General features: G+C 52.7%; 15 protein-coding genes. 4 read left to right on the top strand and 11 right to left on the bottom strand.

What is annotated here, in order from left to right; all coding sequences use genetic code 11:
* Positions 1-171: 171 nt before the first annotated feature.
* Together MXE39_RS00975 and parC are read right to left on the bottom strand one after the other, a co-directional pair.
* A complete protein-coding gene (locus MXE39_RS00975) occupies positions 172-930 on the bottom strand; it encodes a 1-acylglycerol-3-phosphate O-acyltransferase (protein WP_246975952.1) in 759 nt (252 codons plus the stop codon).
* Positions 931-1,304: 374 nt separating this feature from the next.
* Positions 1,305-3,647: a DNA topoisomerase IV subunit A gene (gene parC / locus MXE39_RS00980; RefSeq protein WP_246975948.1), complete on the bottom strand. Its 2,343-nt coding sequence runs from the start codon at positions 3,645-3,647 to the stop codon at positions 1,305-1,307.
* Between parC and MXE39_RS00985 the strand changes: the two genes are divergently transcribed.
* The 3 genes from MXE39_RS00985 to MXE39_RS00995 all read left to right on the top strand — a co-directional run bounded on the left by MXE39_RS00985 (position 3,631) and on the right by MXE39_RS00995 (position 6,862).
* A complete protein-coding gene (locus MXE39_RS00985; protein ID WP_247073711.1) occupies positions 3,631-3,891 on the top strand; it encodes a hypothetical protein in 261 nt (86 codons plus the stop codon). The genes parC and MXE39_RS00985 overlap by 17 nt on opposite strands.
* Positions 3,892-4,563: 672 nt before the next feature.
* Positions 4,564-5,019 carry a L,D-transpeptidase family protein gene (locus tag MXE39_RS00990; protein ID WP_246976314.1) on the top strand — a complete coding sequence of 152 codons (456 nt, stop codon included), beginning with the start codon at positions 4,564-4,566 and terminating at the stop codon, positions 5,017-5,019.
* Between the two features lie 670 nt (positions 5,020-5,689).
* Entirely contained in the window at positions 5,690-6,862 is a 1,173-nt protein-coding gene (locus tag MXE39_RS00995; RefSeq protein ID WP_247073713.1) for a glycosyltransferase family 9 protein, read from the top strand.
* Between the two features lie 242 nt (positions 6,863-7,104).
* On the opposite strand, the gene MXE39_RS01000 is transcribed toward MXE39_RS00995, so the two are convergent.
* From MXE39_RS01000 to rpsM, 7 genes are all read right to left on the bottom strand, one after another.
* Positions 7,105-7,644 carry a hypothetical protein gene (locus tag MXE39_RS01000; protein WP_246975942.1) on the bottom strand — a complete coding sequence of 180 codons (540 nt, stop codon included), beginning with the start codon at positions 7,642-7,644 and terminating at the stop codon, positions 7,105-7,107.
* 209 nt (positions 7,645-7,853) lie between these two features.
* Positions 7,854-8,855, bottom strand: coding sequence for a DNA-directed RNA polymerase subunit alpha (gene rpoA, locus MXE39_RS01005; RefSeq protein ID WP_246975939.1), 1,002 nt, complete (start codon positions 8,853-8,855; stop codon positions 7,854-7,856).
* Between the two features lie 294 nt (positions 8,856-9,149).
* Positions 9,150-9,527, bottom strand: a complete 378-nt coding sequence (rplQ, locus tag MXE39_RS01010) for a 50S ribosomal protein L17 (RefSeq protein ID WP_246975936.1) — start codon at positions 9,525-9,527, stop codon at positions 9,150-9,152.
* Between the two features lie 30 nt (positions 9,528-9,557).
* On the bottom strand, positions 9,558-10,556 hold the full coding sequence (rpoA, locus tag MXE39_RS01015; protein WP_246976310.1) for a DNA-directed RNA polymerase subunit alpha: 999 nt from the start codon (positions 10,554-10,556) through the stop codon (positions 9,558-9,560).
* A 42-nt stretch (positions 10,557-10,598) separates the two neighbouring features.
* Complete coding sequence (gene rpsD / locus MXE39_RS01020) at positions 10,599-11,222, bottom strand: 30S ribosomal protein S4 (protein WP_246975933.1); 624 nt, start codon at positions 11,220-11,222, stop codon at positions 10,599-10,601.
* 33 nt (positions 11,223-11,255) lie between these two features.
* Positions 11,256-11,720, bottom strand: coding sequence for a 30S ribosomal protein S11 (gene rpsK / locus MXE39_RS01025; RefSeq protein ID WP_246976307.1), 465 nt, complete (start codon positions 11,718-11,720; stop codon positions 11,256-11,258).
* An 11-nt stretch (positions 11,721-11,731) separates the two neighbouring features.
* Positions 11,732-12,088 carry a 30S ribosomal protein S13 gene (gene rpsM, locus MXE39_RS01030; protein WP_246975929.1) on the bottom strand — a complete coding sequence of 119 codons (357 nt, stop codon included), beginning with the start codon at positions 12,086-12,088 and terminating at the stop codon, positions 11,732-11,734.
* Positions 12,089-12,749: 661 nt separating this feature from the next.
* Between rpsM and MXE39_RS01035 the strand changes: the two genes are divergently transcribed.
* Complete coding sequence (locus MXE39_RS01035; RefSeq protein ID WP_246975926.1) at positions 12,750-13,640, top strand: GT-D fold domain-containing glycosyltransferase; 891 nt, start codon at positions 12,750-12,752, stop codon at positions 13,638-13,640.
* Between the two features lie 275 nt (positions 13,641-13,915).
* Here the strand turns inward: MXE39_RS01035 and MXE39_RS01040 are convergent, their stop codons facing one another.
* On the bottom strand, positions 13,916-15,085 hold the full coding sequence (locus tag MXE39_RS01040) for a hypothetical protein (RefSeq protein ID WP_246975923.1): 1,170 nt from the start codon (positions 15,083-15,085) through the stop codon (positions 13,916-13,918).
* A 529-nt stretch (positions 15,086-15,614) separates the two neighbouring features.
* On the bottom strand, positions 15,615-19,235 hold the full coding sequence (locus MXE39_RS01045) for a mechanosensitive ion channel domain-containing protein (RefSeq protein ID WP_246975920.1): 3,621 nt from the start codon (positions 19,233-19,235) through the stop codon (positions 15,615-15,617).
* Positions 19,236-20,758: the final 1,523 nt, after the last annotated feature.

The raw sequence follows: 20,758 nt of genomic DNA on the forward strand, positions 1-20,758 counted from the left end.
CATGGACTGCAGTGCAGGCCCTTACCGGCTGCCAGTTCACAGGCGTGCCCACCCGTGCAAAGTAAAAGAGCCGCTTTGCAGGGACAAAGCGGCTCCTGTGCCGGCAGGCGGTAGTATGGCCAGAGCCTGGGCATTGGCCCCGGCTTAAGGGCATGGCCTGGCCTGGCATGGTCAGCGCAGTGCCGGCAGGCGGTAGCCTGGCGGGCGGCGTACCTCCATATCAAGCTCACGCATGGCGGTAATCATCTGGTCGCGCAGCTCTGCTGTTGTGCGGGCAATGTCATGGCGGCTTAATGAAGAGGGCTCGATGACGGACAGCATTTTGATATGGACCTCGCCATTATCAAGGCGTCCAAGATCTATCTGGCGGGAGTAGGTGGAGGTAACAAAGGGTATGACCGGTACCTGTGCAAGCATTGCCATGTGCAGGGCGCCGCTTTTAAAGCGGCCTACCGGGCCGTAGCCTGAGCGTGTGCCCTCGGGGAACATCCATACGGACAGTCTGCGTTTTTTGATGCGCTCTACGACCTTGAGCATGGTCTCAGCAGCTCTGTTTCTGTTGTCCCTGTTGATAAGGATATTGCCTGACAGGACAAAGAGCAGGCCAAATATGGGGGTGAAGATCAGGCTTTTCTTGCCTACGCACACCATACCCGGCTGGGGAAGACCAGCCATGGTAATAACATCCCAGTCGCCCTGATGCAGGCCTACCATAACAGCGGGCATGTTCTCTCTTATCCGGGCGGGCTCAAAGTGACAGATGACCTTAACGCCTATCACTCTCTGGGCCCAGACCAGCATGGTGGTCAGTGCATGGACATTGTTTCTGTGCATGGGGCGCAGCACACAGATAAGAGTGCCTGCTGCCAGCCAGAACAAGGCCATGGCAAGGAGAATAACGATTCGCACTGTCATGATTAAATAGCGCATGAGTTAACCTGCAGTCGGGCCCGGATGTCATAGTCAAATGGCATCACCGGAGCTGGCTTCAACCGGAAAACGAGCATAATAGCCCAATAAGTGCGGATCGTAGCAGCAATATGAACAATTAGACCGAATTAGAAAGTTTTATTTCGCTCAGTGGCCTGCAGCCTCTGCCTGCAAACTAAAAGGCCAGCCCCTTATGTGGCTGGCCTTTTAGCTGCTACGGCACGTTGCCGGACCTGTCAGGCGGAGGTCAGGGCTGCCAAAGGCCGGTCAGGCGGGCCGCCCGGGCATGCGGCCGCCCGGGCATGCCGGGCATGCGGCCGTTCGGTCAGGCGGGCCATCATGGCATGCCTGGCAAGCCTGTTGTCAGCTGTGCTTTACGGCTGCTCAAAGCCTGGCAGTTCCTGACCAGCCGGAGTGATACCATCGGCACCGGCCGGGGTGTTAAGCAGGGCATTGGCGCCCGGGATAACCTCAATGTAGTCAACCTTGGTAAATGATGATGGCAGGGCTTCACCGGTGCGGTCGCGTACGGAGATGCGCTCGGCTACCATCTTGCTCTTAAGATCAATATGGCGCTTGCCTGAGTTCACGCGCAGGCCGTCACCGTCCTTGAGCACACAGATATCAGTTACGCCGTCACTGCCATCCTTGAGGTGGGCAGCAGCAATACGGATAAGCTTGAGGCCCTTGCCACGTGGCAGTACTGTCAGCTCAGAGGCGCGGTAGAAGAGCAGGCGGCGACGCTTGCTGACTACGGCAATGATGTCATTTTCAATGTCATCAAGCCTGATTGGTCGCATCAGCATGGCACCCTCATCAAGGGTGACAAGAGACTTGCCGGCCTTCTTGCTGGTAATCATATCTGCAAGACGGCAGATAAAGCCAAAGCCACGGTCGCTGGCCATCAGGAAGTGATCCTCAATGGCGCCGGTAATGACAGTGGTAATTACCTCATTAGGCTGGAGCGATACCTTGGTGGAGATTGGTTCACCCTGACCACGTGCTGATGGCAGATCCTTAATCAGGATAGAGAAGGTACGGCCCATATTGGAAATAAAGACAGCATACTGATTGCTCTTGCCTACAGCCTTGGCAAGGTAGCTGTCACCACTCTTGTAAGAAAGAGCAACAGCATCGATGTTGGCGCCCTGGGCTGCTCGTACCCAGCCCATGCGGGAGATAACCACAGTCATGGTCTGAGCCGGAGCAGCAGCAACAGCATCCATTTCTTTTGCCTCGGCACGCTCAACTACCTGGCAGCGGCGCTTGTCACCATACTTTTTGGCATCAGCAGTGAGCTCGCCCTTGATGAAAGAACGCAGCTTTTCAGGATGGGCCAGGTGATCTTCGAGATCTTCCTTTTCTTCCTTGAGCTTGTCGATTTCGGCGCGAATCTTCTCTTCTTCAAGACGGGCCAGCTGACGCAGTCTGGTATCGAGAATGTACTCAACCTGCTGCTCAGAGAGCTTGAAGCGCTGGATGAGAGTAGCCTTGGGATCATCATCATGACGGATGATCTCAATGACCTCATCGAGGTTGAGGAAAATGGCCATCAGACCGTCAAGCAGGTGCAGGCGCTTGTTGACTGCGCTCAGACGGTGGTTGAAACGGCGGGTAACAGTTTCGGTACGGTAGGTGAGCCACTCACTTAAAATTGTGGCCAGATCCTTGACCTGAGGACGGCCGTCCAGACCCAGAATATTGAGATTGACGCGGTAGGTGCACTCAAGATCGGTAGTGGCAAACAGATGGCTCATCAGGCTTTCTGTATCCACACGGTTGGAGCGCGGCACAATGATGAGGCGGCAAGGATGCTCGTGGTCACTGGCATTGATGAGATCGCCTACCCATGGCAGCTTCTTTTTGACCATGAGATCGGCAATTTCTTTTTCTACCTGACCTACACCTACCTGATATGGCAGAGCGGTAATCACAATGCCCTCGCGGGTCTCTTCATAAACAGCGCGTGAGCGTATGGTGCCCTTGCCGGTTTCATAAATCTTCTGCAGTTCGGCAGGAGGGGTGATGATATCAGCACCGCATGGGTAGTCAGGACCCTTTACGTACTTGAGCAGATCCTTAACTTTGGCCTCAGGGTGGTCAAGCAGGTAAATTGCAGCTTTTACCAGCTCATTGAGGTTGTGAGGAGGGATGTCAGTGGCCATACCAACAGCAATACCCATGGTGCCATTGAGCAGAATATTAGGCACACGGGCAGGCAGAGCCTTTGGCTCTTCAGCTGATCCGTCGAAGTTTGGCATCCACTCGACGCAGCCCTGATTGAGATCCTCAAGCAGCAGCTCAGCCTGAGCTGACAGACGGGCTTCGGTATAACGCATGGCCGCAAAGGACTTGGGATCCTCAACGTCACCCCAGTTACCCTGACCGTCAATGAGAGGGTAGCGGTAGCTGAACGGCTGGGCCATGAGCACCATGGCCTCATAGCAGGCAGAGTCGCCATGAGGGTGGTACTTACCGAGCACCTCACCTACGGTGCGGGCTGACTTGACATGCTTGGCCTTGAAGTTGATGCCCAGTTTGGCCATGGCGTAAATGATGCGGCGCTGAACCGGCTTCATACCATCGCTTACTGATGGCAGAGCACGGTCTCTGATGACGCTCATGGAGTAGTTCAGATAGGCGTCCTGAGCAAAGTTCTGCAAAGGAAGACGCTCTACGCCCTCCAAGCTCATTTCGCTTTTGTTTTTAGTACTCATTGAAAAATACCTGGCTGACAAAAGGCTCAACAACAATGACAAAACTGTACTGCCGGCAGCATGGGGCCTGCATCAGTTGCTGTCTTTTCATTGCCCGGACAGGGCACAGGGCATCTGGGGGCAAAGCAAGCATAATATAGAGGAAAAAACTGCATTTTCAATCTTTTGCACAATATTGCTGTCCTTATCTGCAACCCCGGCCCCCAAAAATACACCACCAGTCATGCCCTCAGCCGGTGGCTGAGGTATGGTTTACCGGGCCATGCCCGGCCCGGGCAGCAAGCGGCCATGCACCTGCCAGTCTCAAATCTGGAGTCGTCTTTTTATCAGGGGCACAGCCCATATATAATAGACTTCCTGTGCAAAGGTCCTTGCTGTGCAGCATTACAGGGACCGGTAGATGCAGCAGGCAGCGTCGCCTGCGCCGCCTGCAGCGCCTGCGGCAGCGCCGCCCGCCTGCGCATCAGTGTCTGTGCTGCACATAGTGTGCGTCATGGAGCCTGGGCAGCCGCAGTGTGTGGCGCTGCCCCTTGCACAGCCTGCAGCCGCCGCGCAGCGACGCGATGCCTTGCATGGCATCGTGGCCGCCGGCTGGCAGTGCACTATGTCCACAATGGTTTTATTACTTGTAAATCTGGCCGGTCCGCCTGCGCTCAAGCTGTCAGGACCTGCGGCCAGGAGCCCGTCTGTTATGAGCTTACTTTCCCTTAAAAAGTCCTTTTACGCTGTCGTGTGTTCCCTGTTTGCTGTCCTTGCCTGCAGCAGCCAGGCCTTTGCCGACTCCTATACCACAGCCATAACAGGCGCTGATACAGCCAATCTTCCGGCCACCCTGTACAACAGCGCTGTCATTGACAGCGTCATTGAAGATTACGAGTACGACTACAACCGCCTGGGCCGTATTTCCGGACTGCCAATGTTTCCACGCGGATACCGTGCTCCCAGGAATCTGGTAGACAAGGTAGTGGTACACAAGAGCCATTACCAGATGATCCTGTACAAGGGTGACAGAGTGGTAAGACGCTACTGGATTGCTCTTTCAGATCGTCCGCAGGGTCACAAGATGCAGGAGGGGGACCGCCGCACTCCTGAGGGCACCTACATCCTTGATTACGTCAAGGAAAACTCCTATTACTACCGCGCTTTCCACATCTCCTATCCTAATGTTCATGACATTGAGAGTGCCCGTCGCCGTGGCGTGCGTCCAGGCGGCATGATTATGGTCCACGGCCAGCCACCGTCAGGAGGTGAGTTCCATGAGACTGTACAGCGCTCCAACTGGACCAATGGCTGCATTGCCGTGCTCAACCCTGAGATGGACGAGTTCATTTCCCTGGTAGACCCAGGCACCCCTATAGAGATTAATCCTTAACCGCCAGAGCCGGGCAGGCCGGCGCACCGCGCCGCCTGCTGGCGCGCAGTGCAGAAAGGAAGGTCATGGCGTATGCCATGGCAGCGTAGCTGATCCTTGCGTTGTGACTGTGGTTATGCCGGGTGGATATGCAGGGTATTTATGCTGGGCAGGTATGCCTGGTATTTATGCATGTTACTTTCACTGCAGCTGCAGCTGATCGGGGCTGAGGTCATTCTTTCCGCTATAATAGCCACAGAAATTTTGGATGCCGGGTACAGGGTGACTTGAAGTGGCTGTTGCCCTCCAGCATTGAACGCTGTGCAGTCTTACTGCAGACCCTGATGTCAGTGTCCATGCTGGGTCACAAGGCCGGTCTGTAGGTCAGGATGATTAGCCGGATCTTGCTGAGCTGGTGAGCAGGCTGAGCAGGCTGAGCTTGGTGAGCAGGCCAAACCAGTGTGAGCATGCAAAACAGACTGAGCTGGCTGAAGCGGGTAAGCAGGCCTGGCCTGCTGTGCCGCAGCCTGGACTCAGGCCCTGAGTTATTCCGGCAGGACGGTCATAATGTGCTGCTGTGGTCCGCGACCTTATTGATGTGAGACGCGGACATGACCGTCCTCATTTCAGGTGAAATAGAGATTTGTTGTTGATGGGACTTAAACAGGCTTATTTTGCGCTTCGCGATCGCGTGCGATTTATCTGGGCGCAGAAAAAATACGGCTATATGCCTGAGGGGAATGTTCAGGACTTTAAATGGGAGAACCTGAACCATATAGTTATTCTCAAGCTTGATGGCAAACTGGGCGATACCCAGGTAATGAGCGATTTTTACCGCCGCCTTAAGGCTCTCCCTCAGCGACCTCTTCTGAGCGTTGTCTGTCCTGAAAACCTGGCCTCCGTTTACTACGACATTCTTGGCTTTGACCAGGTGCTGGTCTCATCTCGCAAGCCAGGCGCGGGCGAAATCAATTCTCTGTGTCAGCAGATCGTGGCCGCCTCTCAGGGCGCCGGCCATCAGGGCAAGGTAGATCTGGTACTTTCAACTGAGCCTGCCTACCGTCCCCGTGACTTTATCTTCAACTGGACCCTGAGGCCGGATTTCATTGCCGGCTGCGACTACACTGTAGCCTCCATCAATCTTCACATCTTCCATCCGGCCACCTATAACCATCCGGTAAGCCGTGCCTTTACTGAGCTGCTCAACCGTGGCGGTGTCGATACCTCAGACAGTGTGCGCTATACCCCGCTGTTTAAGGCTGAGCACCTGAGCAGGGCCATGAGCGTACTCAACCCCTCTGCAGTCTTTAACGAGCCGTCCGATCAGATGCCAGTTGCTGAGCTTGCTGCCAGGGCCCGTGCAGCAGCCGCTTCAACGCCGCTCTTTGGTATCAACCCCATGGCCGCCCCAAAGTCACGCCGCATGAGCCCTGAGGTATGTGCCTCCATCATCAAGGACATTCTGGGCCGCTCTGAGAGCACGCGTGTGCTGCTGATGTGCCCGGCATCCAGCCGTGAGTTTATCCGTGCTGTCATGGCTCTGATGCCTCCTGTTACTGCAGCTCTGCACGGCACCCGTCTGCTTACCATGCCTGAGAACACCTCAGTTAGCGACCTTGCTGCGCTTACAGCTCTGCTCGATGGCATGATCAGTGTTGATACCGCAACAGTACATCTGGCCTGCAGCTGCAACATTGCGCAAATCTGCTTTTACGACAATGCCGGCCTTGAGTCATGCCGCTGGCAGCCGCTCAGTCACAATGCCCAGTGCATCAAGTTCGACCAGGCCCTGGGAACTCTACCCGAACGTGCCCTGCTAGAGCCGGCCGCCGCATTTATTGACCAGCAGCTGGCATCGCGATAACCGCGCCCAGCCCCGCCCAAAGCAAACAGGCCCCGCCATCACCTCTGTGACAGCGGGGCCTGTCTGTTAATGGGCCTGCAGGCTCAGGCATGGCCGACGTGCTATGGTCTGGTCTGGCCTGGCAAGGCCGCAGAGCCATGCTGGCCTGGCTATGGCCTTGCCAGGGCAGGCCAGCATTGCCCTGCCGACACCATGGCAAGGCCATGTGCCAAGGCGCATGGCCAGGGCCGTCGGACAGCGGCTTAGTTGTCGAGCTCAGGGAGCCACTTGATGGCGATATTTTTCAACGGGCGGTCCTGGATATCAGTCAGGGATGCTGGTACATCAAAGTGTACTGAGGCTACGACTACACGCTCGCCTGCGTGCGAACCGGCATCGACAGTAGAGATGATATTGACCTCAAGGGTAATGTCATCGGCACCGCAGCCACAGCTGTCCTGGGCACAGGCATCTGCTGAGGATGCGTCAGCAGCACTGGCGGCAGCCTCAGCGGTGGCATCTGCGGCTGCCTCAGCGGCGACGGCGTCATCGCTGTCTTCGTCCAGCAGGGATGGCAGCTCTTCGTCGTCCCACCATGAGGTGGTTACACCATTGACCTCAAGGGAGAGGCTGTACTTGTCTGAGTGCATATGGTCACGGATCTTCTTTAAGGTGACCTCATCGGCACTGGTAAGCTCGCTGGTCTCCAGAGCCAGATTCAAGGCACTGTCGCACAGGAAGTCAAAATCACTCTCGCTGATGCTGTCTACATCAGGCTGGAGGGCGAGGTTCTGGTCGCTCATATCAGCTCCTGAAAAAGTGGAACTGCACTGCAGCCGCGTCCAGCCCCCGGCCAGGACCTGTCAGGCTGGGCCTTACAAGTACTGAGTGGAGAGGCGGGAGGCGGTGAGTGCGGAACAAAAGAAAAAGGGCTGCCCTGACAGCGGCAGCCCTTTTCCATGGTGTGGCCGGTATGGCTACCGGCCGGCGCCGCTTCAGGCGGCTGAATTTATCAGTGACCTACATCGAGATCTGATGGTGGCCAGTGCTCCAGGCGCATGCCCAGGGACAGACCACGCTCGGCCAGAACGTCCTTGATCTCGGTCAGGGACTTCTTGCCCAGATTTGGGGTCTTGAGCAGTTCAACTTCGGTACGCTGTACCAGATCGCCAATGTACTTGATGCCTTCGGTCTTTAAGCAGTTGGCAGAACGTACAGTCAGCTCGAGGTCCTCAACAGGGCAGATGAGCTTAGGATCGATCAGCGGACGGAAGGTGGTGTCATCAGCAGGCTCTACAGAGTCCTTGATGTTGATGAAGGTGCCAAGCTGCTCGGCAAAAATGGTGGCAGCCATGGCGATGGCAGCCTCAGGCTGGATGGTGCCATTGGTCTCAATGGTCAGATCCAGTGATTCCATGCCGCTGGCCAGCTCATTGGTGTGAACAGCAACGTTGAGCACTGGGCAGTAGGAAACGTCGATGAGCAGACGGCCGATGAAACGGTTGTCGCCATTTTCAACAAAAGGCTGGCTCTGAGCCTGAACATAGCCACGACCACGGCTTACGTGCAGGGTCATGTTCAGTTCCTTCTCAGGATCAGTGATGTGGCACAGAACCAGATCAGGATTCTTGATCTCTACATTGGCCGGGCACTGGATGTCAGCAGCGGTAACAGGACCTACGCCGGTCTTGTTGATGTGCAGAATAGGATTGATGGTAGTTGCACTGTCACACTGAACAGCAACTTCCTTGAGGTTTAACAGGATTAACAGAACGTCTTCCTGTACACCTTCAATTGCACTGTATTCATGAACAGCGCCGGCAATCTCAACCTCGGTAATGGCATAGCCTGGGATTGAGGAGAGCATGATACGGCGCAGGGCAGTACCATAGATCTGGGCGTAGTCTGGCTCAAAAGGCTCGAGAGTTACACGTGTCTTGTTACGTGCGACTGTTACGACTTCCTTAATATTTGGTCTTTGAAAATCAATCTGATCCAAGGTTCCAGCCCTCAAAATAGTTGTAGATTCAAGTCAGGGGAGTGCGCCAGACCTGAACAGAAACAAAGCCATCTGACGTATGGGAAAGATGCGCAGGTTTCTGTACTTGCAAAGCTCAGCGCTTTGGGAAGGAAAATTCTTTGTGCCTTTATGTGAAAGAACACTCAAACACGACAGCCGAAGTTGTCCAGTCCAAGTGTTCTTTAAGCATCTGTACATGGCACTGCCGTACAGATGCTCGAAAAGCTTACCCGGCTCAGCACGGAGTCTGAGCCTGAGGGTTCATCACCTGTTATCAGGTGAGGAGGCTTACTCCTGGGACTCACCGTCGGTGCGATCAACCAGCATGATGTAAGCCATAGGAGCCTGGTCGCCAGGACGGAAGCCGCACTTTAAGATACGGGTGTAGCCACCTGGACGGTTGGCAGCAGCCTTGGAAACCTCGTTGAAGAGCTTGGCAACAACGGCCTGGTCGCGCAGACGGGCGAAAGCCAGACGACGGTTGGCTACGGAGTCAACCTTGGCCAGAGTGATTAATGGCTCTACGAAGCGACGTAACTCTTTGGCCTTTGGTAAGGTGGTCTTAATCATCTCATGCTCGATGAGAGCATTAGCGAGATTGCGATACAGCGCTGCACGGTGTGCAGAAGTACGGCCGAGGTGACGACCGGCTAAACGATGACGCATTGTAATTTCTTCCTGAAATTGACAGTAATTTTACTTACTCGAACGCTGTAAGTTCTGAGGCGGCCAGTTCTGGATGCGCATGCCCAGAGACAGGTTGCGGGTAGCCAGAACGTCCTTGATCTCGGTAAGAGACTTCTTACCCAGATTTGGAGTCTTGAGCAGCTCGACCTCAGTGCGTTGGACTAAATCGCCAATATAGAAAATCTCCTCTGCCTTGAGACAGTTGGCAGAGCGTACGGTCAGTTCCAGATCCTCAACTGGCTGCATTAAAACCGGATCCGGTAAAGGAGGAGCAGCCGGAGTGCTGGAGCGCTCAGGAATGTCTTCCTTGTCAACAAGATTGGTCATGTGGCCGCACAGCAGTTCGGCGGCATGCTTTAAGGCCTCATCAGGGGAGATGGTGCCATTGGTCTCAAGCTCGATGACCAGTCTGTCAAGGTCGGTACGCTGCTCAACACGGGCAGACTCAACCTCGTAGACATATCTTGCAACTGGGCAGAAAGCAGCATCGATGAGAATCTCATTCTCTTCCTTGGCAGGAAGGTGCTTCGGATCAGATGCTGTTACATAGCCGCGACCGTGAACGACGCGGAGATTCATCGACAACGATGCCTTGGCTCCTGTTAAAGTACAGATATGGGCATCAGGATTTTCAATGCTCATACCCTCAGGGCAGGTTATGTCACCGGCGCGAACTTCACCTTCGCCCTGTCTGGTCAGGGAGAACCAGACTGGACCCTGAATCGGGTGAGCTGATGAAATAGCAACGTTCTTGAGGTTCATTACTAATTCGATCAGTGACTCAGCCACATCGTCCTTTACAGAGGTCAGGCTCTTAACACCTTCAATCTGAAGAGCGTCAAAGGCATAACCAGGAAGAGTCTTGAGCAGGACGTCGTTTAAGGCAATACCGATGGTGTTGCCAAAACCGCGCTCCAATGGCTCAATTACGATGCGTACTCGATTAGGACCAAGCTCGGTAAATCCGACTGGCTTAGGCTTGAGTAAATCACAAACTGACACTGTTATTACCCCACAATTTAAAAGGAGAGCTGGCAGGTTGCCTGTCTATTACTTAGAGTAGAACTCGACGATGAGCTGTTCCTTGATATCGGATGGAAGCTCAGAACGCTCAGGCTTGTTCTTGTAAGTACCCTTCATGGCGCTGTGGTCTACGTCGATCCAAGTTGGCTTGACAGCACGCTGGCCGGCCAGATCGATAGCGGTCTTGATACGGGACTGCTTCTTGGCCTTCTCGCGTACAGCAATCTCATCAGATGGCTGAACCTGATAGGATGGGATGTTAATGACACGGCCATTAACAGTGATAGCCTTGTGGCTTACGAGCTGACGGGACTCCATACGGGTGGAGCCGAAGCCCATGCGGTAAACTACGTTGTCCAGACGGCCTTCTAACAGCTGTAACAGGTTCTCACCGGTGTTACCTGGCATGTTGGAAGCCTTCTTGTAGTAGTTGTTGAACTGACGCTCGAGAACGCCGTAAATACGACGAACCTTCTGCTTCTCACGTAACTGTGAGCCGTAGTCAGATAAGCGAGCCTTGTTGGCACCGTGCTGACCTGGAGCAGTGTCTAACTTGCACTTGGTGTCAATTGCACGTACACCAGACTTTAAAAATAAATCCACGCCCTCGCGACGGCTTAATTTTAGAGCTGGTCCTGTATATTTTGCCATTTATCTTTCTCCAATAAAAAAACAGATACCAGATTAGACGCGACGCTTCTTTGGCGGGCGGCAACCGTTGTGAGGGATCGGGGTAACATCAGTGATGTTGGTGATCTTGTAACCGATCGCATTTAAGGCACGAATTGAGGATTCGCGACCTGGACCTGGACCCTTGACTAAGACTTCAAGGTTCTTTACACCGTATTCCTTGGCAGCCTCGCCAGCACGCTCAGCAGCAACCTGGGCTGCATAAGGAGTGGACTTACGGGAACCACGGAAACCTGAACCACCGGCAGTAGCCCATGAAAGGGTGTTGCCCTGACGGTCAGAGATGGTAACGATGGTATTGTTGAAAGATGCGTGGATGTGAGCTACACCGTCAGCAATCTGCTTCTTACCGCGCTTGCCGCCACGGGAACGTGGAGCAGAGGCAGTCTTGGTAGCTGGAGCTGCGGCAGCAGCTGCAGGGGTTGCTGCGTTTGCAGCCTGTTGGATTTCTTCAGCCATCATGTGCCTCCTTACTTCTTAATGCTCTTACGTGGGCCCTTGCGGGTACGTGCATTAGTCTTGGTACGCTGACCGCGAACTGGTAAGCCACGACGGTGGCGTAAACCACGGTAAGCGCCAAGATCCATAAGGCGCTTGATGTTCATGGAAACTTCACGGCGCAGGTCACCCTCAACGGTGTACTTGCCTACCTCAGCACGAATCTTGTCTAAAGTAGCTTCGTCGAGTTCCTTGAACTTGGTTAACTCAGCAACTCCCACAGCCTGACAGATGTCACGGGCGCGGGTAGGGCCGATGCCGTAGATGGACTGCAGTGCAATCACGGCGATCTTGTGATCAGGCACATTGATGCCAGCGATACGGGCCACTATTGATCTCCTGGATAAAGGTCGGTTGATAATTAGCTGTCGCAAAGCCCGTCAGGATACGCGACAACCTCTAATAGTGCACTTTGGCAAAAAATTCTTCAGCTTCCTTAATCTGATAATCAGCCGTGCTTCAGGCACAACGAAAGTATCAGGCTTAACCTGCCTGCTTTACATAAGTAAAAAGGGGAGGTTTGAAGGCTGCCATTAAGGCTGAACTTGCTGTGCAAGCGCAATCTTAATGAAACTTAAGGGAGGCTGTGATCTGCGCATTCTATGTGATTGATATCAAAAAATCAATAAAAAGTTGGCAGGTGCACAAGCGCGATATTCTATATCTTTCCGCACTTAAATGGAATAGCGCCCGTTAAAAAAGGCTTCCTGCACGCCTGTCTTGCTTTTCACAATGGCAAAAATAAGTGATAAATATTATCACTAATTTCACCCCCAAACCCCCATTCCATCCATAAAAATCAAAGTTATCAGGTGGCAGCATGCAGCCCTTGGGCCGAGGCTGGCCGGCATTGTGGTAGCATAGGCTCACATGCTTATTTGCAATGATATGCCCTGAGGCTGCCATGGCCAGTGTCCTGATGCTCAGGTTCTGTTATGCCGGTGCAGGTGCGTATGCCATTGAATATTGGAAGATTTTGAGATCAGATTGATGAGCCTTACTAAATTCTTCAGCAACATCAGATACCTGTTTCGCTATAACCTCAAAGAGATAAACACAAGTGTAAACGGGCTGAAAAAAGTAGCCGAAGAGAACCATCCGCTCATACTGGAAAACCTTTACGAGATCAGTCGACGAGACGGTTTTCCTGAGGTTATGGATGCCAGCAGCACTCTTGACTACCTGCTTAATAACAATGTCAGTATGTGCAGATTCGGTGATGGTGAGATAGCCGTAATTACATCCTCGGGGCAGGCATGGTTTCAGCATTTTGATGACAAACTGGCAAAAAGGCTGGTCGAAATCCTTTCGTCCACAGAAGACGGTGTTCTGATTGCGAGCTCTTATTACTACTTTAACTTCCCATCCGGCCTGAGAGACGACTGCTTCTACTTTTACCTTCACGACGGAAAGAGGTTCAGAAAGGAATTTCTCAAGTATATGAAGCCAGGGCGTGTTTATGGTGACACCAGTTTTACTGCGCCTTATGTCAACTACAGAAACTTTGACTGTGCACCTTATTATGAGAAGTTCCAGCAGCTGTGGAATGACAAAGATATTGTGATTATTTGCGGCCGAACTGTGTTCGACAAAATTGAGCACAATATCTTCGCTACGGCACGATCAATCGAGTACATCTACGGTCCGCCTGAGAGCGCCTTCGACCAATATGATGAGCTGATGAGCAAGGCTCTGGCAACCGACAAGGCAAAGACCAAGTTTCTGATTTTGGGGCAGACAGCTACCGTCATGGCTTATGACCTGCACAAGGCCGGTCACAGAGCTCTTGATATTGGCCATATTGCCAAGGACTACAATGCCTTCAAGGCAGGCATGGAGGTTACTGTGGAAAAGTCCAGGGCTTTCTGGCTTAAGGACTGATGCCTGTCGGGCCCTGATGACAGAGTCCATGGCCCTCCGGCTCAAGGACTGATGCCTGTAGGGCTGTGATGACAGAGTCCATGGCCCTCCGGATCATGTACTGATGCCTGTCGAGACGTGATGACTGAGTCCATAGCCTTCTGGTTTAAGGACTGATGCCTGTCGGGCCGTGATGACAGAGTCCAGGGCTTTCTTGCTTCAGGACTGATGTCGGACAGCTGTGGATGTAAAAATCTGCTTTGCCATAATGAAAAACCCGCTTTACGCGGGTTTTTCTATTTAAGGAAGTTCTCAGGGAGAATGCCCAGGTTGTTGAGCAGGCGAACCAGGGGTTCAATGCCCAGGATCACGCTGACTACCACCACGACCAGAACCATGAAAAAGCCCAGGGCTACAATGGCAAAGCGTATAGATACCTGTCCCTTGAGAATTTCGTGGCTGGTCAGCTGATTGATGATGTGATTGAGCGGAGTCATCTGCTCCTTGACTGACTGGTACTCGCGAGGGATGTCCATGCGGACAATGATTTCGCGGAACAGCTCATGAGCAAGGGCGTTCTGATGGTTAACAGCTGAAACCAGGAAGCTCTGAGTCAGGAAATACTCTACAGAATAGTAAAGAAAGGATAATGATCGAATGTTACGGCGTCCCTGGCGCATCAGTTTTTCTGAGCGGCGGAATTTCTCACTGAGCTGACGGCCCAGCAGCTTGTTGATATTGCGCAGGCAGTACTTGTAGCCAAGAGCCCGGGAGGTCAGCAAAATCAGGGGCAGCAGGGTAGAGGCGCTGGGCAGGTTGGGAACCAGGCCGGCAAAGGAGCCATCTTTAATAAAGGTCATGCCACGGCCATCGCTCAGGCAGCAAAAGGCATTGTGCTTGAAAAAGCTTTCGCCGCGCTGCCTCGGGGAGCCGCGCATGTACATGGAGCTCAGAGCTACAAATATGGACACATCGGATCCTTTGGCCGTGGTGATGTGAGGGGTCTCCATATAGTAGATTTCAAAGTCAGGATCGACGTTGACCGTGCCTTTTTTCTGAGCTTTGGCTCGGTGCTTGCGGTCCTTGATGCTGGAGGAGTCAATGGTCAGGCGGTGCGGCGGATGGACGAAGTCTCTGCCATGCATAATCACTTCTTCGACAAAAGCAAATACATTGCAGGGAAAGGGAGTGTTGGCAAAGAGGCTGAAAAAGTAGGTCTGAACAAAGTCCTTGTGGAATTTGCTGTAGAAGCCCTTCTTGCGGCACAGATCATAGAACCTGTTATTTCCGGCAAAGACATCAGGCTCAAAGAAAGTGTACTCCTCAGGGTTGATATCTATTTCATCGTAGCGGGAAAAGTCGTAGCTCAGATTAGTGACCTTAAAGGCTATGCGCCATGCACGTACCGGCTCTCCAGACTCGGAACTTGCAAACGTACCTGTGTTTTCGTTAGCAGCTTGGCTCATTGCTTACACCCTGTGCTTATTTAATACAGCAATATCCTGTGTGGCGGGTACATGGTCATGCGGACAGGTGCACGTACGTACAGATGCACGCACGGACAGACGCTGGGACCTGAGGCCGGTGCGCCCTGGTCCAGCTGTGCCGGGACCGGGACGACCATGCCCGGCGCGCAGTCGTACGGGCCGGGCACTGCGCTGCAGTGCCTGGCATCGTGCCTGGCATTAAGCCAGGTATTGTGCCTGTAATGCCATGATGATCTCCTGCAGCTTTGTCTGGCCTGCAAGCCATGACAGAGCCGCAGCATGGATATACTGTAACCGGAACCTGAAACAGACCTGTTATTCCGGGCTCTCTCTCCTGTTTGCCCGGTAAGACTGTCTGTCCGGGCGGCGTAGAAAGCCCGGACAGCGCTCAGACATACAACGGCAGCCTGGCCAATTTATTCAGTACAAACAAAGAAGCCACCGTAAGGTGGCTTCATTGATGTGCAGGACCTGCAGGGTTTACCTGCATCCAGGTAAGAAGTGATCGTTATTCTTCAGGAACTGGCAGGGCAGCCTTCTTTTTGGCAGCACCCATGGCAGCAGCCTTGATAAGGTCCTTCTCGGTGTAGGAAATGGTCTTTTCGTTATCGAGATTGCGGATAGTGACGTCGAGCTGATCGAATGGAATTTCGATGCCGTGATCACGGAACAGGCGCAGGGTCTCGGTACTCAGATAGTCGTACACAGGCTTGCGCTTGCCGATTTCGTTAACGAAAACCTCACACATAATGGTTACGGCACTGGCGTCCAGACTCTTGATGTAGACCAGTGGACGGCGGTCGCGGTTGAGATCGCGGCAGCGGCGGATAATGCCGCGCAGAATGTCCTTGGCCTTGTTAGGGTCGGCGCCATAGGCAATACCAATGGCAAACTCCAGCTTGGTAACAGTATTGGTAAGGGACCAGTTGGTCAGTGCAGTAGTAATAAACTGACGGTTAGGAATTACCACTTCCTTATTATCAAAGGAGATGATGGTAGTTGCACGGATACGTATCTTGTTAACCGTGCCGGACAGATTGTCGATGGTAACGATGTCACCTACACGTATCTGTCTTTCAAAGAGAATGATAAGACCGGATACGAAGTTGGCGAAGATTTCCTGCAGACCGAAACCCAGACCCACAGAAAGTGCAGCTACCAGCCACTGCAGATTATCCCAGCTGATACCAAGGGCACCGGCTGCGAATATGATTCCAAGGCCGGTAATCACATAGGATGTGATGAGCTTGATGGTATAGCTGGTACTGCGTGCACCCACTCCTGAACGCAGCATGAACAGACGTTCGATGAGCATTGGCAGGTTGTGGTTGAGGATTACGGCTACGATAACAATCACAATGGCCAGCAGAATGTCGCCGATGGACAGGGAGCTGGTGATGGTGACGCCGTCTACAACCTTGACGTTCTGCCACAGGTAGATCTTGTCCAGGTAGGTAAGAACACCTGCAAGGTCACTCCACTGCTGATACATGAAGTAGATGGTGATGGTCAGCAGTATGGCATTGAACAGCTTGAAGGCGCGGTTGTTTACCAGTTCAAGGCGGAAGTTCTCAAAACGGGCACCGAAGCTGCTGGCAGCGCTGCCTGAGGCAGATGCTCCCTGGCCATTAGCTCCCTTTGCGTTGTCGGCTTTATTTTCCCTGTTGTTGAGCATGGCTGTTCTTACATTTCTCATGATCCTGATCTCAGCAACATAGAGCTCACGGCGCAGGGTGCTTGCGACAATGAGGTAGGCAAAGCCAATGTACAGGGTAATGGCCACACGGTTGAGCAGCTGAATTACAGTGTAGTAATAGCCCATGCCCAGCATGACAGCAATGGTCAGCGGGGTTGCTACGCCTGCGGCTGACAGAATCCAGAAGGTCATGGTCGGGCTGTAGTGAATGAGCATGCGCTTAATCGTGGCCATGGCAAAGAATGTCAGGTAAAGGAAGCCCAGCATCATCAGAATATAGCCGATGACGTCACCTGAAATCTTGGTTGGCTCAGCCTCTCTCATGTTGGCAATAATCAGCATTGGAATGCTGAAATACCAGATCTGATCGATAAGGATACGGTTCTGGGTAATGATGGCTGGATTGATGGAGAAGTGGCGCTGTACCAGGGAGTTTGGCTCCATGATCTGCCTCATGTACAGGAAGCACATCAGGTGCAGGGCCAGCATCAGAGTTACGTGCAGCTGACTTTCGAAACTGTCCAGGGCGGTAAAAATGACCGTGGCACCAATACTGGTAATTATTACTGTTTTAGGAAGAATCAGAAAGCAGTGACAGAAAAGGGCTTTAGGTGTAACCCAGTAGTTATCGGTAACCTTATCAAGACGCATGGCCAGCTCGTTGGTCTTACGGCGCAGATAAGGCTTGGCACGCTGGAAGATAAAGCCCAGCAGCATGATAGGGATCAGCACCTTGAGGTAGTTGACCACAGTGTCATGGATAACCTGATCAGTGTTGAGATAGCGATGGAAATCGCGCAGCTGCAGCATCAGGGTTGGATAGAGATTGACAAAGAAATCAAGACTCATGCCCTGGTTGGAGGTCAGCCAGAACAGGTGATCGTTAATAACTGTCTTGAGATTGTCTGTGGTGGTGTTGAACTTGTTGTACTTGGCGCGCAGCTCAATGGCCAGGGTCACACCGTCAGACATGGCGTTGTAGAGCTCGTCAAAAAGAGCACGACGGTGTCTGACCAGCTGTACCAGCTGCTCACGGTACGGGGCATAGCCGTGATCCTTGCGGATCATTTCATTTACGTAGGTTTGAACATCGAAGATCTGCTCACGGGAGCTGCGCAGCTCATACATCCACAGGTTGAGATTAGGTATGTGCTCGTCGAGCTTGAATGAGATGGAAATCTTTGGCAGTTCGCTCTGCTGACGGTTGAGCAGACGGGATAGAATCACGCTGCCGGTGAGGTCAGAGAGTTGCTCCTGGATGTTCTTTTCAATCTGATGGGCGCTGTTAAGAGCATTGTTGACCTCCTGGAGGTCCTTTTTAAGGCGGGCGTTGTCAGAAAGAATTTTGTCGATATTGGCAGCCAGCTCATTGTTGTATTTGAGCTCATTTGCCAGCTTGGCAGGCAGCTGCTCGGTATTGCCAGTGCTCTCATCGGTGACGATCTGGGCACTCATCAGGGTGTTCTGACGGATTCTGGCCTTGGCCAGATATTTGTTCAGATAGTCACGGTGCAGGCTGTTAATACGGATTTTGTAGTTGGCAATATCCTGGAAAGTGGTCAGGTACTTGAGCTCACTTTGCAGCAGGTTGTTCTGCTTTTCCAGCACATAGCTTTCAAAAGGAAGCAGCTTGAGTTCATCAGGCAGCAGACGAATGGTAGGGTCGTTAATGCGCTTGGTAATCTCAAAGAGCTGCTGGTTGTTCTGGGTAATCTGATTTTGCGCACGTGACGGCAGGGTCTGCAGGGAATTGTATGCAGAGGTAGCGTCATTGAGCTGTGACTGGACACGATTGAGCTGCAGGGTCAGATGATTGATCAGGGTATTGACATCCTCAAGATCGTTGACCACTACCTCAGGAGGTTCATCGCTGTATACGGAATTGGCCTCACTCAGAGCCTTCTCAAGGGAGCCAATCATGGCATTACCCTGAGTAAGCTCATTATTAATCATGTGCTCCTCCTTGATGATGGAATCATAAAGGGTGAGCAGGTTCATGGTACGGGTGATGAGCTCTCTGGTGTGCTCTTTTTCAGCGTCATTGAGTGCAGCATCACTGTCTATCTCTCCAAGACGCTCCCTGAGCTCTTCCCTTGATGGGAGATAAGGCTCATGAGGCTGTTCAAGATGTTCGTACTTCTTCTTGTTCTTCTTGTCGATATTGCCAAGAGGATCGGCTGTGATGTCACTTGCATCAATATCCGGCTTAAGCAGCAGGTCAAACTCGTTATACAGTGAAACATCAGCGCTGTCAGAGGAGGCATTTTTGGCAGGAGCCGCATAGGCAGCTGCCTTGGCAGCCGGCTCAGCCGTGGCGGTTTTCTCTTCACCGGCAGCTGCGGCAGAGCCTGAGAAAATCAGGCCTGAGAGCGTTACCAGAAAAAAGATCATCTTTATTAGCATGCCTGGGGTCATGACAGGTTGTGAGCGCATAATAAAGTCCTTGTGTGGTGAGAAATACGGCAGTGGTCAAATGGAGAAAGGCAGGCACGTACTGATAAGGTGCGCTGCCGGCGCTGCACTGCGTGCCATGACGCAGCGCAGCCCTGCTGCTGACAGGGAGCAGTTCTCAATAGTAGAGAGCTGTAGCCTGTAATCTGAAAACAGGGACAATGATCGGTAAAAGTTCACAGTCATGGCGTCAGACGCCGGCCTGTTATCCAGAGAAAAAAGCACAGGGCAGCCGGAGCTTTGCTCCGTAGGCTGCGGGCATATTGTGGGTATGCTACAGCTATTCACAGGCATGCGCAATAAGACGCCGGACCCATATTTAACGGACAGAGCGTATGTTTGGCTACGTGCTGTCCCGCCCTGTTTATCTATTATCAGGGCCCGCTGCGCACAGTTTGGCCGCTGGTACCGGTCAATATTCATATCGACAGGCGAAAAACAGAAAAATTTTCCTGCCCCCATCCGCTGCGCTGAGGCTCTAACACAGATCACTGTCAGCCCCTGTCCAGGCCGTAACGGTGCGCAAGGGACATGACGGCTTCCTTACCAGGTGCTGCAGTAAAAGCTCAGTCATGGCCTTGAGAGCGTCATTATGTTAAGGAGTGATTCGGAATAAGTAAGTCTGGAGACGGTGTGGGAGGCAGGTCTGAGGTGCTGGGCCTGCTTGCCGGGACGGGTCGAGGCTGGTCTGGTCTGGTCTGGTCGGGTAGGGGCTGGGCGTGTCTTGTAGACGGGTATTGTGTCTGTAAATAGGAGCAGGTCCTTAAGGGAGGGGTCTGGATTTCCCTGCAGGGCTGCTCCGTTAAAGTACAAGGTCAGGCCTGAGACTGTGTCTGCTGTTAATTGCTACTGCAGGGCCGAGTCAGGCTGTGGCCTGTAAAATATATTAGACCTTTAAGGCTGTTGCTGCACCCTGTTTTTTGACTCTCAGAGCTTTAATATGGCGCAAAAACGGCTGATTGGTGAGCGTTTAAGGCGATTTTGACAACTTTTGTTCAGCCTGAGCCTATTTTCGGTCAATTCACAAAAAATATGATATTATGTGCCCAGCGCAATAATCTACCTTGTTATTGCCACCCCCTGAAAAGCATCTTTCCTGATGTTTCTCCTCAGGCTGGCCGTCTGCCCGCCCTCCGGAAGTAAACTCTTTTCTGCAGGCATCTCCCTCCTTAATTTTTCCAGGATTCTGATTTTCTTAAAATCCCGTGTAGGTGCTGTGCTTTTTGTGGGTCTCCAGGCCTGATGTCAGGTCTTTTGTTTCAGCTGCTGCTGTACCACAGTAAGGTCATTATGCAGACAAAAGCTGCAGCGACCTCTGCCCGCAGACAGACCCGCCCGGGTCTTGGGTACCGCTGCCGCCTTCACTTTAGCTCATCTCACCAAGTAACCGCCTTAGTAAACCTCCCCTGAATTCCATTAATCTGTCATCAGTTCTGTCTGGCCTGTTGTCATTTAACCGGGACTGCAACGTTCTTTGTGATTAAGGAATGTCAGGACACTGTGGT

Origin of the sequence: Anaerobiospirillum sp. NML120511 (assembly GCF_023050955.1) — a bacterium.
Taxonomy (GTDB): Bacteria; Pseudomonadota; Gammaproteobacteria; order Enterobacterales; family Succinivibrionaceae; genus Anaerobiospirillum.